Raw genomic sequence first — 14,983 nt, 5'->3', positions numbered from 1 at the left:
GACGGCACGCGGCTCCGCGGGTGCAGACTGGGCACATGGCCGAGACCGCGACGCCGCCCGGCATCGACATCCGTCCGCTCGACACCGTCGAGGAGGTCCACCGCGCCTCCGACGTGCTCGCCGAGGTGTGGGGCGGCGACCGCGGGGGCATGCCGCCGAACCTGCTGCGCGCCCTCGCGCACTCCGGCAATTACGCCGTCGGCCTGTACGACGGCGATCACATGGTGGGGGCGTCCGTCGCGTTCTTCGCGGCTCCGGCGGCGCGCTCGATGCACAGCCACATCACCGGCGTCCTGCCCGGCCACCAGTCGCAGGGTCTCGGCCGGGTGCTCAAGCAGCACCAGCGCGAGTGGGCGCTCGCGCGCGACGTGGGTCACATCACGTGGACGTTCGACCCGCTGGTCGCCCGCAACGCCCACTTCAACCTGCGGGTGCTCGGCACGAGGGTCACCGAGTACCTCGTGAACCACTACGGACCCATGGACGACGGGGTCAACCGCGGCGACGCGACCGACCGCATCATGGTGTCGTGGGCGCTGGCCGCGCCGCCGGTGCCCACCCCCGACGACGAGCAGGTGGTCGCGTCGGTCGAGATCCCTCACGACATCGAGACCCTGCGCCGCGAGACACCGGTGGATGCCGCGGTCTGGCGATCGCACGTGCGAGATCAGCTCGTCGGTCACCTCGCCGACGGCCTCGTGATCGGCGGTTTCGACGACGCGCGCGGCTACCTGCTCGTCCCCGGTCGTTGAGCGAGCGTGGACCTCGATTCCCGGTCGTTGAGCGAGCGTGGACCTCGATTCCCGGTCGTTGAGCGAGCGAGCGCCAGCGAGCGAGACGAAACGCCTCGAGCACGCCGAAGACGTTTCGTCTCGCGTCGCTCGCTCAACGACCGGGGGGTTCCTTCGTGGGGTCTCCCGGTCGCACGTCGGCGTCGTCGCGGATGTGGATCCGCGTGATGCCGTCGTGGTGCGTCACGTCGATCCGCGGGTCGGCGTCGGACTCGACGGCATCCGGCGCGGACGTGAGCTGGTCACGCCGCTTCTCGTCGTCGGTCATGCCGGTGGAGCCGGTCTCGTCGTGGTCGTTCATGGTCATCCTCTCCGCCACTCGTCGCTCTTCAGATGCGAGCCGGCCTGCGGGCCCATCTGCAGCATCCCGCCGTCGACGGTCCAGCTCGCCCCGGTCACGTAGCTCGCCTGCGGCGAGGCGAGGAACGCCACCACCGCCGCGATCTCCTCGGGCCTTCCCGGCCGACCCAGCGGGATGCCGGGGCGACGGGTGCGCTCGGCGTCCTCGGGATCCTGGTTCGTGAGCGGCGTCGCGATCTCCCCCGGAGCCACCGCGTTGACGGTGATCGCGTGCTCTCCGAGCTCCTGGGCCATCGTCTCGATGAGGCCGCCGAGGCCGTGCTTGGCGGCGACGTACGCCGCCGATCCGACCCGCGGCTGCGTCTCGTGCACGCTCGTGATCGCCACCAGGCGCCCGCCGCGACCGGCGCGTACCAGGTGGCGAGCGGCAGCTTGAAGGCCGGCGAAGGCGCCGTCGAGGTTGAGGGCGACGATCTGACGCCAGTCCTCGATCGAGAGGTCCAGGAACGGACCGCCCGAGCCGCCGCCGGCGTTGTTGACGAACACGTCGAGCCCACCGAGGCGCTCGACGAGGCCGTCGATCGTGCTGGCGACATCGTCGAGGGCGGTCGCGTCGAACCGCGTCACCTCGGCCCGGCGCCCGCGTTCGCGCACGCGGTCGGCCGTGCGCTCGGCGCCCTCCTCGTCGCTGTGCCACGTGATGCCGACGTCCAGTCCGGCATCCGCGAGTGCCAGTGCGGTCGCCTGCCCGATGCCCGAGTCCGAGGCGGTCACGATCGCGTGCCGCGGCGCGAAGTCGAAGGTGTCCATGTGCCCGACGCTACGAGGTGGGATCCGCTCGGGGCACGGGGTTGCGTGCTCCGTGCGGCCCCGCTAGACGCGCGTACCGGTTCGGCCGAAATCCGACGGACGATGGCGGTTCCGGCCGGCGGCCGCCGGATGCCGCAACCCTAAGCTGATCCGCATGCCCGAGTACCGCGCGCACTTCGACTTCGACATCAGCTTCGCCAACGGTGGGGGCCTCGCCGGCACGGGGTTCCGGCTCGACCTGCCGACCGCCGACGCCACGGAGGATGAGATCGCACGCCTGCTGGTCGTGCATCTCGGGCTCGCGCTCGTGGACGAGGTGTCGCTGCGCGGACTGCGCGTCGTCGAGGAGCCGCATCGCGGCAGCCGCGGCGTGGAGCAGGCGGTGGATGCTGCGGCCTCTGCCCGCCGCGTCGTCGACCTCAGCCACCCGATCCGCGCCGGGCTGGTGACCTACCCCGGGCTGCCCGCGCCGACCATCACGCCGCACCTCACCCGCGAGGACTCGCGCGCCCGCTACGCGCCGGGCACCGAGTTCGCGATGGACGTCATCCACATGATCGGCAACACCGGCACCTACCTCGACTCGCCGTTCCATCGGTACGCCGACGGCAGCGACCTGGCGGGCCTCGACCTGGCGTCGCTGGTCGGCCTCCGCGCGGAGGTCTTCCACCTCGAGGACGCGTGGGACGGCTCGCGGCGCGGCATCCGTTCGGCCACGCTCGCCGATCGCGACGTGCGCGGTGCCGCCGTGCTGCTGCACACCGGATGGGACCGCTCGTTCGGCCGACCGGAGTACGGCGTCGGTGCGCCGTTCCTGACGGGCGAGGCCGCGCGGTTGCTCATCGATGCCGGTGCGGTGCTGGTGGGCATCGACTCGCTCAACATCGACGACACCGAGTCGGGGGGCGAGCGGCCAGCGCACAGCCTGCTGCTCGATGCGGGCGTGCATGTCGTCGAGCACCTCACGAACCTCGGCGAGCTGCCACCGCGCGGCGCGCGTTTCACGGCGGCGCCGCCCGCCGTCGAGGGCTTCGGCACGTTCCCCGTGCGCGCCTTCGCCGAGATCCCCGCCTGACGCGGCGCGGCAGAGGCAGCGACGGCGTCCGTCCCCCCACCGCAGCCCGGGATCGCCGCGGGACAGTCCCTACCGAACATGGAGTCCGCCGGGGGGCTGCCACCGATTCAGATGTCGGAACCTGCGCCTACCGTGAGGTCATGGACGCGTTCGAGGGAGGGGTTGTCGACGGCGTGGGAGCGGCGCCGGTCGTCGACGACCTTGTAGCCGCGACCAGGCACGCGTTGTATCAGCGGCACCCTCGCCATCTCTTCTTCTTCGAACGAGGAGAGATCATGCGCGAGCACATCGAGACCCTGATCGTCGCCGTGGGCGACTTTATGCGGAACCCACCACAGCACGCCGCCCCCGCAGAACCGCGCAGCCGCCGCCCGCGGCGTGCACGGTCGACGTACGTCGCGGTACGTCGCGGTACGTCGCGAGATAACTACCACGCGCCTCGCCCACTGACCCGCATCCGTCGGCGGCCGGGCGTACGCTGAGCGCATGCCCATCGCCCCGCCGGCGGCATCCGTCGCCCTCGAAGGATTCGAGCTGCGGGTGCTGCACCTGCCGCTCGTCGCCCCGTTCACGACGTCGTTCGGCACCGAGACCGTGCGAGAGGTCATCCTGGTCCGTGCGCTGACCGGCGACGGTGACGGGTGGGGCGAGATCGTCACGCAGGCCGACCCGCTGTACTCCAGCGAGTACACGCAGGGCGCGTGGGATGTCGCGCTGCGCTTCCTCGCGCCCGCGCTGCTGGATCGGGGGAGTGTGGCGCCGGAGGAGGTCGCGGGTGCGCTCGAGCCGTTCAAGGGTCACCGCATGGCAAAGGCCGGGCTCGAGCTCGCGGTGCTCGACGCCGCGCTGCGATCCGAGGGGCGCAGCTTCGGCGAGTACGTCGGCGCTGTGCGCGACCGCGTTCCCAGCGGAGTGTCCGTCGGCATCCAGCGCGACCCCGCGGCCCTCGTCGACACCGTGCGCGGCTACCTCGACGAGGGGTACGTCCGGATCAAGATCAAGATCAAGCCCGGCCGCGACGTCGGCGACACGGCCGCGGTGCGCGACGCCTTCGGCACGATCCCGCTGCAGGTGGACGCGAACTCGGCCTACACCCTGGCGGATGCCGACATCTTGGCCGAGCTCGACCGCTTCGACCTGCTGCTGATCGAGCAGCCGCTGCAGGAGGACGACCTCGTCGACCATGCCACGCTCGCCCGGCGGCTGCGCACCCCGGTCTGCCTGGACGAGTCCATCGTCTCGGACAAGGCGGCTGCCGACGCGCTCGCGCTGGGCTCGGCATCCGTCGTCAACATCAAGGCCGGGCGCGTCGGCGGATACCTGGAAGCCGTGCGGATCCACGACCGATGCCTCGCCGCGGGCGTGCCGGTGTGGTGCGGCGGCATGCTCGAGACCGGCATCGGCCGCGCGGCGAACGCCGCGCTCGCCGCCTTGCCGGGCTTCACTCTGCCCGGGGACGTCTCGGCGTCGAGCCGGTTCTACACGCGCGACATCGTGACCGAGCCGGCGGTGCTCGAGGACGGCCATGTGCGCGTGCCGACGGGTCACGGCCTCGGCGTCGAGATCGACCAGGTGGCGCTCGACGACGTCACCGTCGCGCGCGAGACGCTGACGCGGTAGGTCTCGTGCGGACGTCGCCTGCCCACCGTTCCCGCCATGGGTCGCTGTCGGTGCAGGCCGGGATCGCGGCGGCTGCGGCGATCGCCGTCGCGCTGGGGTTCGTCGGCTGCGCGCCCTCGCCGACCGTCGCGACCACCGCGGCGCCCATCCGCACACTGCCGGCCGCGGTGACCGTCGAGCTCGCTCAGCTGCGGGCGGACGTCGCCCCGAGGCAGGCCCAGCTGCGGGTGGGGAACGGGTCCGACGCCGCCATCACGGTGGGGGAGGTGAGCGTCGAAGATCCGCGACTCGATGGCCCGGCGACGCGTGTCGTCCCCGACCGGGTGAGCACGATCCCGGCGGGAGGCTCCGTCGACATCCGCGTGCAGCTGCCGCCGGTGGCCTGTTCGACGTCGGATGACGGCGATTCCGACGCGGTGCTCGAGCTCGTGGGCGAGTCCGGGTCGGTCGAGGTGACGGCATCCGCTCCGGATGCGCTGGGCTTCCTCGCGCCGCTGCACGCCCGCGAATGCCTGCAGGAGCGGATGGCGGATGCCGCGACGCTGGCGTTCACCGGCTTCCGGCCGTCGGCTCCCGGGGAGCCTGCGACCCTCGAGCTGACGGTGACTCCCACCGGCACCGGTGCGGGCACCGTCGTCGGGCTGGAGCGCACGAACCTGCTGGACTTCGCCGCCACACCCGCCGAGGACGAGGTGTTCCCCCTCGACATCGACGTGTCGGCGGCGGAGGCGGAGCCCGTGGTGGTGGAGATCCCGCTCGTTCCGTTCCGCTGCGACCCCCACGCGGTGCAGGAGGACAAGCGCGGCACCATCTTCGACGTCCGGATCGAGCTCCAGGGGGAGCCCGGCGAGTTCGAGCTCTTCGTGGGCGACGAGCTGCGCGGCCGGATCCTCACCTGGGTCGCCGGTTGGTGCGGCTTCGCCAGCTGAGCGCACGCTTCGGTGGCTGTGTGGGTGGCGGCGAGCCCCCGGTCGTTGAGCGAGGGAGCGCCAGCGACCGAGACGAAACGCGCCTGGAGGTGCCGCTTCGTCTCGCTGGCACTCGCTCCGCTGCCGGCTGGACGCGCGCCACTAGGCTGGCGCCATGTCCGCGCACGTGCTCGACATCGTGCCGGCGCCACCGACGGCGGACGGCGGGCACGAGCAGGGGGCGGACCGATGAGCGAGTATCCCGACATCTCGGACCACGGGCTGATCGGCGACCTGCAGACCGCCGCGCTCGTCGACACCGAGGGGTCGATCGACTGGTTCTGCGCGCCGCGGTTCGACTCGCCGAGCGTGTTCGGGTCGCTCCTGGACGCGCAGCGCGGCGGCTTCTGCCGCGTGCGCCCCGAGACCGACGACTACGTGACGCGGCAGCTGTATCTTCCTGACACGGCCATCCTGCTCACTCGGTTCATGACTCAGGAGGGCGTCGGCGAGGTCCTCGACTTCATGCCGATCGCGGGCGACGAACCGACCGACCGGCACCGCATCGCCCGTCTCATCCGCGTCGTCCGGGGTTCCATGACATTCGTCGGCGAGATCAGGCCGGCGTTCACGTACGGGACCGTCGCCCACACCGGCGTCGAACCGGCGCTCGGCGACGGTGTGCTGTTCCGGGGCGGGGATCAGGCGCTCACTGTGCACCGCGTCGGCGAGATCATCCGCCGCGGCGAGCAGCAGGCGGGCACGATCGAACTGATCGAAGGCGGCCTGCGCGTCCACGGCACGCTGCACGCCGGCGAGCGCACCGGCGTGCTCATCGAGACGGGCGGCGCTGCGCCGCGTCGCGTCTCGATCGATGAGCTCGAGCGGATGTACCTCGAGACCCAGCGCTTCTGGCGGGACTGGGTGGGGCGCTCGACGTACCGGGGCCGCTGGCGCGAGATGGTGCACCGATCGGCCATCACGCTGAAGCTCCTCACCTACGCACCCTCGGGTGCTCTGGTCGCCGCTCCCACGGCGGGCCTGCCCGAGCAGGTCGGGGGCGAGCGCAACTGGGACTACCGCTACACCTGGATCCGCGACGCATCGTTCTCGGTGCAGGCACTGCTCGGCCTGGGCTATCGCGACGAGGCGGAGGCCTTCGTGCAGTGGCTCACCGACCGGGTGCAGGAGAGCGCGGGCGACGAGTCCGGCCCGCTCAAGATCATGTACCGTGTCGACGGATCGTCCGATCTCGCAGAGACGACATTGCCGGAATGGCGCGGCTACCGCGACTCGTCGCCGGTGCGCATCGGCAACGGTGCGGCCGACCAGCTGCAGCTCGACATCTACGGCGAGGCGATGGACTCCATCCGGCTCGCCGCCGAGCACGGCTTCCAGCTCAGCGACGGGGAATGGGCCGACGTCAGCCGCATGCTCGACTGGGTCTGCGACAACTGGGATCGGCCCGAGGAGGGGGTCTGGGAGACCCGCGGGGGACGGAAGAAGTTCACCTTCGGGCGCTTCATGTGCTGGGTGGCGCTGGACCGAGGCATCCGTCTCGCCGAATCCGGCGGCCGACCCGCCGACATCGTGCGATGGCGCGGCCAGCGCGATGAGGTCTACCGGAAGCTCATGGCCACGTCGTGGGATGCCGAACGCGGCGCCTTCGTGCAGCACGAGGGGAGCGACGTGCTGGACTCCGCGAACCTCATCATGCCGGTCATGGGCGTCGTCTCACCGCGCGACCCGAAGTGGCTCTCGACGCTCGAGGCGATGGAGGCGGAGCTCGTGTCGGACAGCCTCGTGTACCGCTACAACCCGGCCGCGTCGCCCGACGGGCTGCGCGGCTCGGAGGGCACCTTCACGCTCTGCTCGTTCTGGTACGTCGACGCGCTCACGCGCACGGGACGCACCGAGGAAGCACGCCTGACGTTCGAGAAGATGCTCACGTATGCCAACCACCTGGGGCTCTACGCCGAGGAGATCGGGCTGACCGGTGAGCAGCTCGGCAACTTCCCCCAGGCGTTCAGTCACCTGTCGCTCATCAACGCGGCCGTGAACCTGGACCGGCTGCTCGATCACTAGCACCGACGGATGCCGCGATACGTGGCATCCGCACCTTCGTGCATCTCCGGAGCCCGCGGAGGACCGTGGTTAGGCTGGCGCCATGGCTCACAGTGGCGCCGCTCCCGAAGACCCCGCCGCGGCATCCCGCGGCATCTCGCGCCGGACCCAGTCCGACATCTATCGTGCCGGCATCAGCGGCACCCGCCCGCGCGTCCCCGTCGACGTCGCGAGGCTCGAGACGGCCGCACGCAAGGCGCTCAGCGCCGAGGCCTTCGCGTACATCGCCGGGGGAGCGGGCGCCGAGCGCACCGTCGCCGCCAACCGCGCCGCGTTCGGCCGATGGCAGGTGTGGCCGAGACCGCTGCGCGATGTGTCGTCGCGTGACCTGTCGATCGACTTCCTCGGCGTGCACCGTCCGACGCCGCTCTTGCTCGCCCCGCTCGGCGTGATGGAGATGGCGCACCCCGACGCCGACCTCGCGATCGCGCGGGCCGCGGCATCCCTCGGCGTTCCGTACACGCTCTCGAACCAAGCATCCGTCCCCATGGAGGCGGTGCGGGATGCCGCGCCGAGCGGATCGCACCTGTTCCAGCTCTACTGGTCGGCCTCCGACGAGCTGAACGCCTCGCTGCTGCGGCGGGCCGAGGCATCCGGCTGCGAAGCGATCGTGGTGACGCTCGACACCCACCTGCTGGGCTGGCGCACCCGGGATCTCGACCTCGCCTACCTGCCGTTCACGCGCGCCATGGGCATCGCGCAGTACACGAGCGACCCCGTCTTCCAGCAGTTGGTGCGGGAGCGGTCGCGCGCGTCGGCGGCGTCGTCCGCCGGGGGAGCGTATGCCGCGGCCGAGCCCGCGCCGCCGGTGCGGCTGACGCCCCAGGCGGTCGCCGCCGGCGTGCGCATCGCCCGCAAGGGCGCGGCGCTGACGGGCTCGAAGAGCGTCCGCGAGAACCTGCGCTCACCGCTGCCGCGCGCCGCGGTCGAGACCTTCCTCGACGTGTTCTCGACGCCCGCGCTCACGTGGGACGACCTCGCGAAGGTACGGCAGTGGACGTCGCTGCCCGTCATCCTCAAGGGCGTCGTGCACCCCGACGACGCGATCCGCGCCCTCGACGCGGGCATGGACGGCATCTGGATCTCGAATCACGGCGGTCGGCAGATCGACCAGTCCGTACCGACGCTCGACGTGCTGCCGACCATCGCCGAGCGGGTGGCGGGCCGCGCGCCGATCATCTTCGACTCCGGCGTGCGACAGGGCTCCGACGTGTTCATCGCGCTTGCGCTGGGTGCGACCGCCGTCGCGCTCGGCCGGCCGTACGCGTACGGCCTCGGGATCGCCGGCGAGGCGGGGGTGCGCGAGGCGACGCGCAACGTGCTGGCCGAGTTCGACATCACGCTCGGGCTGTCGGGGCACACCTCGATCGCCGAGGTCGGGCGCGAGGCGCTGCGCGCGATCTAGAGCCCGTACGCTCCGTCGTGCACCGCGTCGGCCCGGGGACTTACGCTGTACCCATGGTCCCTCGCCTTCCGCGACCGTCCGCCCCTTCCGCTCCGTCGACGCCGACCGCGAGCGGCCGTCGTGCCGCCCGCGCGACGGGGATCGGAGCGGCGCTGATCGCGGTGGCCGTGATGCTCACCGGCTGCTTCGGCCCGACTCCCGACGGCGGCGAACTCGGCGACGGCGACTTCGCCGACGACGGCTGCACGAGCGTGGTCGTCGCCACCTCGTCCGAGAAGGTCAACATGCTCGACGCGCTGGCCGACGCGTTCAAGGAGTCGCCGCAGCACGAGCAGCTCGACGAGTGCGCGACGGTGCGGCCCATCAACGTCTCCTCGGGCGACGCGACGCGCTTCCTCACGGCAGGCGGCGACTGGCCCGACGACGACACCCGGCGCTGGCCCACGATGTGGTCGCCCGCATCGACGGTCTGGACCGACCGGGTCGCGGCGGCGGCATCTCCGTCCCTCGTCGGCGAGCCCGAGTCGTTCACCCACACGCCCGTCGTGTTCGGGGTGCCAGAGACCATGGCCAAGGCCCTCGGCTGGCCCGGCACCGAGATCGGCATCGCCGACTTCGAGGCGCTCTGCCAGGACCCGCAGGGCTGGGCCAGCGTCGGCAAGCCGCTCTGGGGCTCGTTCAAGATCTCGAAGACCAACCCGAACACCTCCACCACCGGGCTCTCCGCGATCCTGATGCAGTCCTACGAGGCGTCCGGCAAGACCTCCGACCTGACCGCCGCCGACGTGGCCGCCGCTGCCGAGTTCTCGCGGGTGTTCGAGGAGTGCGTCATCCACTATGGCGACACCACCGGCAAGGTGCTGACGCGGCTGTACGACGAGACCGAGAACGGTGCCGGCGGCTCGGGCTACGTGTCGGCCGTGGCGCTCGAAGAGACCTCGCTCTTGAACTACAACCAGGGCAACCCCGACTCGCACACGGTGCAGCCGGGCGAGACGCTGACGCCGCCGAAGGAGAAGCTCGTCGCGGTGTATCCCTCGGGCGGCTCGATGTGGTCCGACAACCCGATCACGGTGCTCGGCGCCGACTGGGTGACCGACGTGCAGGCCACCGGGGGCGCCGCCTTCGCAGCCTTCCTGCAGACCGACGCCGCGCAGGAGATCCTGCCCGACTACGGCTTCCGCCCGCTGGATGGCGCAGCACCCCTCGGCGAGCTCTTCACGACCGAGTACGGCGTCGACCCGGCCGGCCCCGCGGTGACGCTCCCGAAGCCTGCGGTCGACGTGGTGTCGGCGGCGATCGATCAGTGGACCCAGATCCGCAAGCCGTCGTCGGTGCTCGAGGTCATCGACATCTCGGGCTCGATGGACGAGGCGATCGGCGACGGCCGCTCGAAGCTCGATGGGGCCATCGAGGGCGCGCAGTCCACTCTCGGGCACTTCCGCTCCTCCGACGAGGTCGGGGTGTGGGCATTCACGACGGGCGTGGAGTCCGAGGCGGGCCAGAACATCGTCATGCTCCGCGATGTCGAGCCGCTCGCGTCGGACCGCGAATCGGTGGATGCCTCGCTCGACGACCTGCGGTTCGCGCATCGCGACGGCACCCCGCTCTACGACGCCATCGCCGCGGCCTACGACGAGATGATCGCGCGCGCCGAGCCCGGCCGCATCAATGCGATCGTCTTGCTGTCGGACGGCCAGGACACCGACTCGTCGATCTCGCTCGACTCCCTCGTCGCCCGGATCGGGGCGTCCGCGCGCGAAGGCGGCGACGAGGCGCCCGTGCGGATCTTCCCGATCGCGTACGGCGAGGGCGCCGACACGGCCGCGCTGCAGCGCATCGCCGAGGCGACCGGCGGGCAGTGGTTCGACGCGTCGGATGCCGCGAAGATCGACCTCGTGTTCGCATCCGTGATCAACAACTTCTAGGCGTGACCCGGATGATCGTGGCGACCGACGGGCAGGGGTACGTGGACGATGCCGTCCAGGGCATCGGAGAGGACGGCGTCTACGTCTCGTCCGAAGTGCCGGACGCGGCGGCGCTGGAAGGCCAGCTGGAGGCGCAGATCGGCGATGAGTCGATCGGCGTCGCGGTGTTCTCCGACAACGCCGGGATCGAGGCATCCGGTCCGGAGATCGTGGCGCAGCTCGCCGCGGCGCATCCCGAGTGCCAGACGATCATCGTGGCGGTAGGCGACGACCTGTCGGCCGGCTCGCGCGTGCTCGAGCAGGGCGAGGCCATGCGGATCGCCAATCAGGCGGAGGGGCAGGCGGATGACGTCGACGCTGCGCTCACCGAGACGATCCAGGGCGTGATCGCGGCGACGCCGGAATCGCCCGCGAGCTCGACCGACGCCGGGCCGTTCGTCGGCATCGCCATCGGCCTGGCGGTGCTCGTCGCCGCTGGCGGCGCGGTCTTCGGCATCGTCCGTTCCCGGTCCCGCCGTCGAAACCGACCTGCCGTCGGCCGTCACGCGCTCCCCGAGCCGGTGCGAACCCACGTGCAGACACTGCAGGCGCTGACCGCCGAGTACGCGCGCGCCGGCGCGGCCGGCGTCGCACAGGCGGGCGAGGTCGCCGCGCAGGTCGGACTCATCGCCCAGAACACGACGGAGCTGTTCGAACGCCTGGATCGCAAGGGCGAAGAGGGCCAGCGCCCCATCGCGGCGGTGGAGTACGGCGAGACCCTGCGCAAGCTGACCGGGGCGCTCGACCGCGACTACCTGCTCGACATCCTCATCCACCCCGACCTGTGGGACGACCCGGCCGAGCGCGTCCGCGAAGTCCGCACCGCGCTCTCGTCGTTCTCGACCGAGCTGGTCGAGAACATCAAGCAGGTCAACGCCCGCCGCGGCCTGCACTTCCAGGTCTCGCTCGACGGGCTGATGGGCCGGCGCAAGGAGCTGCAGGACTGGGATCGCGCGTTCGAGCGGGCGGACGGCGAGACCGGCCCCCTGCCGCACGGCGACTAGAATCGACGGATGCCGCGATTCGTGGCATCCGCACCTTCGTGCATCCCCCTCCCGACCATTGGAGCCACCGTGGCCGAGCAGTCTCGCCTCGACAAAGTCATCGCCCTCGCCCGTCATCGCGGGTTCGTGTTCCAGGCGGGTGAGATCTACGGCGGATCCCGGTCGGCGTGGGATTACGGTCCCCTCGGAACCGAGCTCAAGGAGAACATCCGCCGCCAGTGGTGGCAGACGTTCGTGCGCGGCCGCGGCGACATGGTCGGCCTCGACTCGTCGATCATCCTGCCCAAGCGCGTGTGGGAGGCATCCGGTCACGTCGCGACCTTCACCGACCCGCTGGTCGAGTGCCTGCAGTGCCACAAGCGGTTCCGCGCCGACAACCTCATCGAGGACTTCGAGGCCCGCAAGGGCCGCAAGGCTGAGAACGGCCTCGCCGACGTGCCGTGCCCGAACTGCGGCACCAAGGGCCAGTACACCGAGCCCAAGGCGTTCTCGGGCCTCGTGAAGACCTACCTCGGCGTCGTCGACGACGAGAGCGGCCTGTACTACCTGCGTCCCGAGACGGCGCAGGGCATCTTCGTGAACTTCGCGAACGTGCTCACCGCGAGCCGCAAGAAGCCGCCGTTCGGGATCGGCCAGGTGGGCAAGGCGTTCCGCAACGAGATCACACCGGGCAACTTCATCTTCCGCACGCGCGAATTCGAGCAGATGGAGATCGAGTTCTTCGTGCCGCCCGCCGATGCGCAGGAGTGGTTCGATCACTGGGTCGAGGCGTGCTGGGACTGGTTCGTCGACCTCGGCATCGACCCGGCCAACATGCGCCGGTTCGATGTGCCCGAAGAGGACCGCGCGCACTACTCCGACGGCACGATCGACGTCGAGTACCGCTTCGGGTTCGCCGGCAAGGAGTGGGGCGAGCTCATGGGCATCGCCAACCGCACCGACTACGACCTCGGCAGCCACAGCGAGGCATCGGGCCAGAGCCTGTCGTACTTCGACCAGGCGTCGGGCGAGAAGTACATCCCCTACGTGATCGAGCCCTCGTTCGGTCTGACGCGCGCCATGATGGCGTTCCTCGTCGACGCGTACCACGAGGAGGAGGCGCCGAACGCGAAGGGCGGCACCGACACCCGCACGGTGCTCAAGCTCGACCCGCGCATCGCGCCCGTCAAGGCCGCGGTGCTGCCGCTGTCGCGCAACGAGCAGCTCTCGCCCATCGCCCGCGAGGTGGCGGAGGTGCTCCGCGGCGAGTGGAACATCGACTTCGACGACGCCGGCGCCATCGGCCGCCGGTACCGTCGCCAGGACGAGATCGGCACGCCGTTCTGCGTGACCGTCGACTTCGACTCGCTCGACGACCGCGCCGTCACGGTGCGCGACCGCGACACGATGGGCCAGGAGCGTGTGCCGCTCGAGGGCCTGCACGCCTACCTCGCGGAGCGCCTCGCCGGCGCCTGACCCGCAGTGCATCGGATGCCGCGACCTGGCCGGGTCGCGGCATCCGTCGTCTCCGGCGCCTGGGCGGGTGTGGCCGGAACAGGTGATGTGGTGAGCGCAGGCCGATTCTGAGCGGATCGTCCTGCGCTCGTGAGATCACCTGATGTCGTCGCCGACCGCGGCCTCCTCGGGCGGGCGGGGCGGCAGCTCGCCGGCGTTCTGTGCGGCGCGGAAGAGGGGCGACCAGCGCGGGCATCGCGACGTGGCTCACGTCGACGAGCTCGGGCGACACCGCCGGGTGGTGCTTGGCCGAGTACATCGTGCGGAGGATCGCGGCTCGAGGCGGCGCACGGCATCACGGCGACGGTGATCCCGCTCGACCTCTCGCGGACGGATGCCGCCGCCGCCCTCCTGGCGGCACTCGACGAGCGCGGCATCCGCGTCCAGACCCTCGTCAACAACGCCGGCTTCGCGCGCCGGCAGAGCGCCTGACAGCGCCGTGACAGCGCGTCGGGCCCGTCAGTCGGTGACGGTGAGCGTCGCGGAGCCGGTGTCTCCGACGATCACACGCCGGTAGTCCTCGGCCACGATCTCTCGCAGCACCTCGGCGTCGATCGACTGGAGGTCCTTGAGGTACAGGCAGCCGACTCCGATCTCGTGGGGGCCCAGTCTCGCCAGCCGCTCGCCGTGCGCCCCGGCGTCGAGCAGGTAGACCGTCGTCGCTTGGCGGCGCGGGGCGAACGCACTGATGGGGGCGTCGCCTTCCGTGCCGGTCGGGTAGTGGTAGTGGCACGACCCGAAGCCGATGATCGTGCCCCACAGCTCGGGCTCGCGCCCGGTGACATCGCGCATGAGAGCGACCATCGTCGCGGCATCCCGGCGCCGCTTGGGAGAGCTCACGGCCGCGAGGAACTCGTCGACGTCACCACCGGTCTTCTTCATCACACGCCCCCGCCACCCGACTTGGCGGCTGCTTTCATGGCGCGCTTGTGCTCGCGCACCTTCGTCAGCGACTCCGGCGAGACGATGTCGGCGACGCTGCGGAACGACCCGTTCTCGCCGTAGGGCGCGGACGCCTCTCGCCATCCGTCGCCGGTGTACCCGTACTGCTTGCCCAGCAGCGCGAGGAAGATCTTCGCCTTCTGCTCCCCGAATCCCGGCAGGGCCCTGAGCCGCTTGAGGACCGTGGCGCCGTCCGGCTCGCCGCGCGTCCAGATCGCCGAGGCGTCGCCGCCCCAGTCCTGGCCGACGGCCGCGCACAGCGCCTGCACCCGTGCGGCCATCGATCCCGGGAACCGGTGCACGGCGGGCGTTGCCGAGAACAGTGCGGCGAACGCCTCCGGATCGAAGCTCGCCAGCGCTGCGGCATCCAGGGTTCCCGCTCGTTCCGAGATCTTCAGCGGACCGGCGAACGCGGTCTCCATCGCGACCTGTTGATCGAGCAGCATGCCGATGAGCAGGGCGAGCGGGTCGTCGGTCAGCAGGCGATCGGCGTCGTGGTCGCCCGTGATGTGGAGCGTCATGGCCCCAGTCTCGCACCCGCGG

15 protein-coding genes are annotated in these 14,983 nt (G+C 71.1%); 10 read left to right on the top strand and 5 right to left on the bottom strand.

Annotation, left to right across the window (positions count from 1 at the left end; all coding sequences use genetic code 11):
- Positions 1 to 35: 35 nt before the first annotated feature.
- Positions 36 to 752 (top strand): GNAT family N-acetyltransferase, encoded by a 717-nt coding sequence (locus tag MRBLWS13_RS11310; protein WP_349425476.1) that lies wholly within the window; start codon positions 36 to 38, stop codon positions 750 to 752.
- 133 nt (positions 753 to 885) lie between these two features.
- Here the strand turns inward: MRBLWS13_RS11310 and MRBLWS13_RS11305 are convergent, their stop codons facing one another.
- On the bottom strand, positions 886 to 1,092 hold the full coding sequence (locus MRBLWS13_RS11305; protein ID WP_349425475.1) for a hypothetical protein: 207 nt from the start codon (positions 1,090 to 1,092) through the stop codon (positions 886 to 888).
- A 2-nt stretch (positions 1,093 to 1,094) separates the two neighbouring features.
- The gene (locus MRBLWS13_RS11300; RefSeq protein WP_349425474.1) at positions 1,095 to 1,901 is read right to left on the bottom strand and encodes an SDR family oxidoreductase; all 807 of its coding nucleotides are present in this window, start codon (positions 1,899 to 1,901) and stop codon (positions 1,095 to 1,097) included.
- Positions 1,902 to 2,055: 154 nt separating this feature from the next.
- On the opposite strand from MRBLWS13_RS11300, the gene MRBLWS13_RS11295 reads away from it, so the two are divergent.
- Positions 2,056 to 2,976, top strand: coding sequence for a cyclase family protein (locus MRBLWS13_RS11295; RefSeq protein WP_349425473.1), 921 nt, complete (start codon positions 2,056 to 2,058; stop codon positions 2,974 to 2,976).
- Between the two features lie 107 nt (positions 2,977 to 3,083).
- Here MRBLWS13_RS11295 and MRBLWS13_RS11290 read toward each other — a convergent pair whose 3' ends face one another.
- Positions 3,084 to 3,317 carry a hypothetical protein gene (locus MRBLWS13_RS11290; RefSeq protein WP_349425472.1) on the bottom strand — a complete coding sequence of 78 codons (234 nt, stop codon included), beginning with the start codon at positions 3,315 to 3,317 and terminating at the stop codon, positions 3,084 to 3,086.
- A 145-nt stretch (positions 3,318 to 3,462) separates the two neighbouring features.
- Between MRBLWS13_RS11290 and menC the strand changes: the two genes are divergently transcribed.
- From menC to MRBLWS13_RS11250, 8 genes are all read left to right on the top strand, one after another.
- Entirely contained in the window at positions 3,463 to 4,596 is a 1,134-nt protein-coding gene (gene menC / locus MRBLWS13_RS11285; protein ID WP_349425471.1) for an o-succinylbenzoate synthase, read from the top strand.
- A gap of 5 nt (positions 4,597 to 4,601) precedes the next feature.
- Complete coding sequence (locus MRBLWS13_RS11280) at positions 4,602 to 5,525, top strand: hypothetical protein (protein WP_349425470.1); 924 nt, start codon at positions 4,602 to 4,604, stop codon at positions 5,523 to 5,525.
- 228 nt (positions 5,526 to 5,753) lie between these two features.
- On the top strand, positions 5,754 to 7,589 hold the full coding sequence (locus MRBLWS13_RS11275; protein ID WP_349425469.1) for a glycoside hydrolase family 15 protein: 1,836 nt from the start codon (positions 5,754 to 5,756) through the stop codon (positions 7,587 to 7,589).
- A gap of 82 nt (positions 7,590 to 7,671) precedes the next feature.
- Positions 7,672 to 9,033 carry an alpha-hydroxy-acid oxidizing protein gene (locus MRBLWS13_RS11270; protein WP_349425468.1) on the top strand — a complete coding sequence of 454 codons (1,362 nt, stop codon included), beginning with the start codon at positions 7,672 to 7,674 and terminating at the stop codon, positions 9,031 to 9,033.
- Between the two features lie 53 nt (positions 9,034 to 9,086).
- Complete coding sequence (locus tag MRBLWS13_RS11265) at positions 9,087 to 10,961, top strand: substrate-binding domain-containing protein (protein WP_349425467.1); 1,875 nt, start codon at positions 9,087 to 9,089, stop codon at positions 10,959 to 10,961.
- Positions 10,962 to 10,963: 2 nt separating this feature from the next.
- Positions 10,964 to 12,004 (top strand): hypothetical protein, encoded by a 1,041-nt coding sequence (locus tag MRBLWS13_RS11260; protein WP_349425466.1) that lies wholly within the window; start codon positions 10,964 to 10,966, stop codon positions 12,002 to 12,004.
- 69 nt (positions 12,005 to 12,073) lie between these two features.
- Positions 12,074 to 13,459, top strand: coding sequence for a glycine--tRNA ligase (locus MRBLWS13_RS11255; protein WP_349429041.1), 1,386 nt, complete (start codon positions 12,074 to 12,076; stop codon positions 13,457 to 13,459).
- A 345-nt stretch (positions 13,460 to 13,804) separates the two neighbouring features.
- Positions 13,805 to 13,930, top strand: coding sequence for a hypothetical protein (locus MRBLWS13_RS11250; protein ID WP_349425465.1), 126 nt, complete (start codon positions 13,805 to 13,807; stop codon positions 13,928 to 13,930).
- A gap of 27 nt (positions 13,931 to 13,957) precedes the next feature.
- Here the strand turns inward: MRBLWS13_RS11250 and MRBLWS13_RS11245 are convergent, their stop codons facing one another.
- Positions 13,958 to 14,380, bottom strand: coding sequence for a DUF1801 domain-containing protein (locus MRBLWS13_RS11245; protein WP_349425464.1), 423 nt, complete (start codon positions 14,378 to 14,380; stop codon positions 13,958 to 13,960).
- The gene (locus tag MRBLWS13_RS11240; RefSeq protein ID WP_349425463.1) at positions 14,380 to 14,961 is read right to left on the bottom strand and encodes an HhH-GPD-type base excision DNA repair protein; all 582 of its coding nucleotides are present in this window, start codon (positions 14,959 to 14,961) and stop codon (positions 14,380 to 14,382) included. The genes MRBLWS13_RS11245 and MRBLWS13_RS11240 overlap by 1 nt, the downstream gene beginning before the upstream one ends.
- Positions 14,962 to 14,983: the final 22 nt, after the last annotated feature.

Source organism: Microbacterium sp. LWS13-1.2 (genome assembly GCF_040144835.1).
In the GTDB taxonomy this organism is placed as follows: Bacteria; Actinomycetota; Actinomycetes; order Actinomycetales; family Microbacteriaceae; genus Microbacterium.
The sequence above is the reverse complement of the archived record's forward strand: the minus strand, read 5'-3'. Positions and strand labels throughout refer to the sequence as shown.

Bases quoted from the DNA above. Each gene is read 5' to 3' on its own strand.
- MRBLWS13_RS11310 (WP_349425476.1), top strand. From the start codon at position 36: ATGGCCGAGACCGCGACGCCGCCCGGCATCGACATCCGTCCGCTCGAC.
- MRBLWS13_RS11305 (WP_349425475.1), bottom strand. From the start codon at position 1,092: ATGAACGACCACGACGAGACCGGCTCCACCGGCATGACCGACGACGAG.
- MRBLWS13_RS11300 (WP_349425474.1), bottom strand. From the start codon at position 1,901: ATGGACACCTTCGACTTCGCGCCGCGGCACGCGATCGTGACCGCCTCG.
- MRBLWS13_RS11295 (WP_349425473.1), top strand. From the start codon at position 2,056: ATGCCCGAGTACCGCGCGCACTTCGACTTCGACATCAGCTTCGCCAAC.
- menC (WP_349425471.1), top strand. From the start codon at position 3,463: ATGCCCATCGCCCCGCCGGCGGCATCCGTCGCCCTCGAAGGATTCGAG.
- MRBLWS13_RS11275 (WP_349425469.1), top strand. From the start codon at position 5,754: ATGAGCGAGTATCCCGACATCTCGGACCACGGGCTGATCGGCGACCTG.
- MRBLWS13_RS11270 (WP_349425468.1), top strand. From the start codon at position 7,672: ATGGCTCACAGTGGCGCCGCTCCCGAAGACCCCGCCGCGGCATCCCGC.
- MRBLWS13_RS11265 (WP_349425467.1), top strand. From the start codon at position 9,087: ATGGTCCCTCGCCTTCCGCGACCGTCCGCCCCTTCCGCTCCGTCGACG.
- MRBLWS13_RS11245 (WP_349425464.1), bottom strand. From the start codon at position 14,380: ATGAAGAAGACCGGTGGTGACGTCGACGAGTTCCTCGCGGCCGTGAGC.
- MRBLWS13_RS11240 (WP_349425463.1), bottom strand. From the start codon at position 14,961: ATGACGCTCCACATCACGGGCGACCACGACGCCGATCGCCTGCTGACC.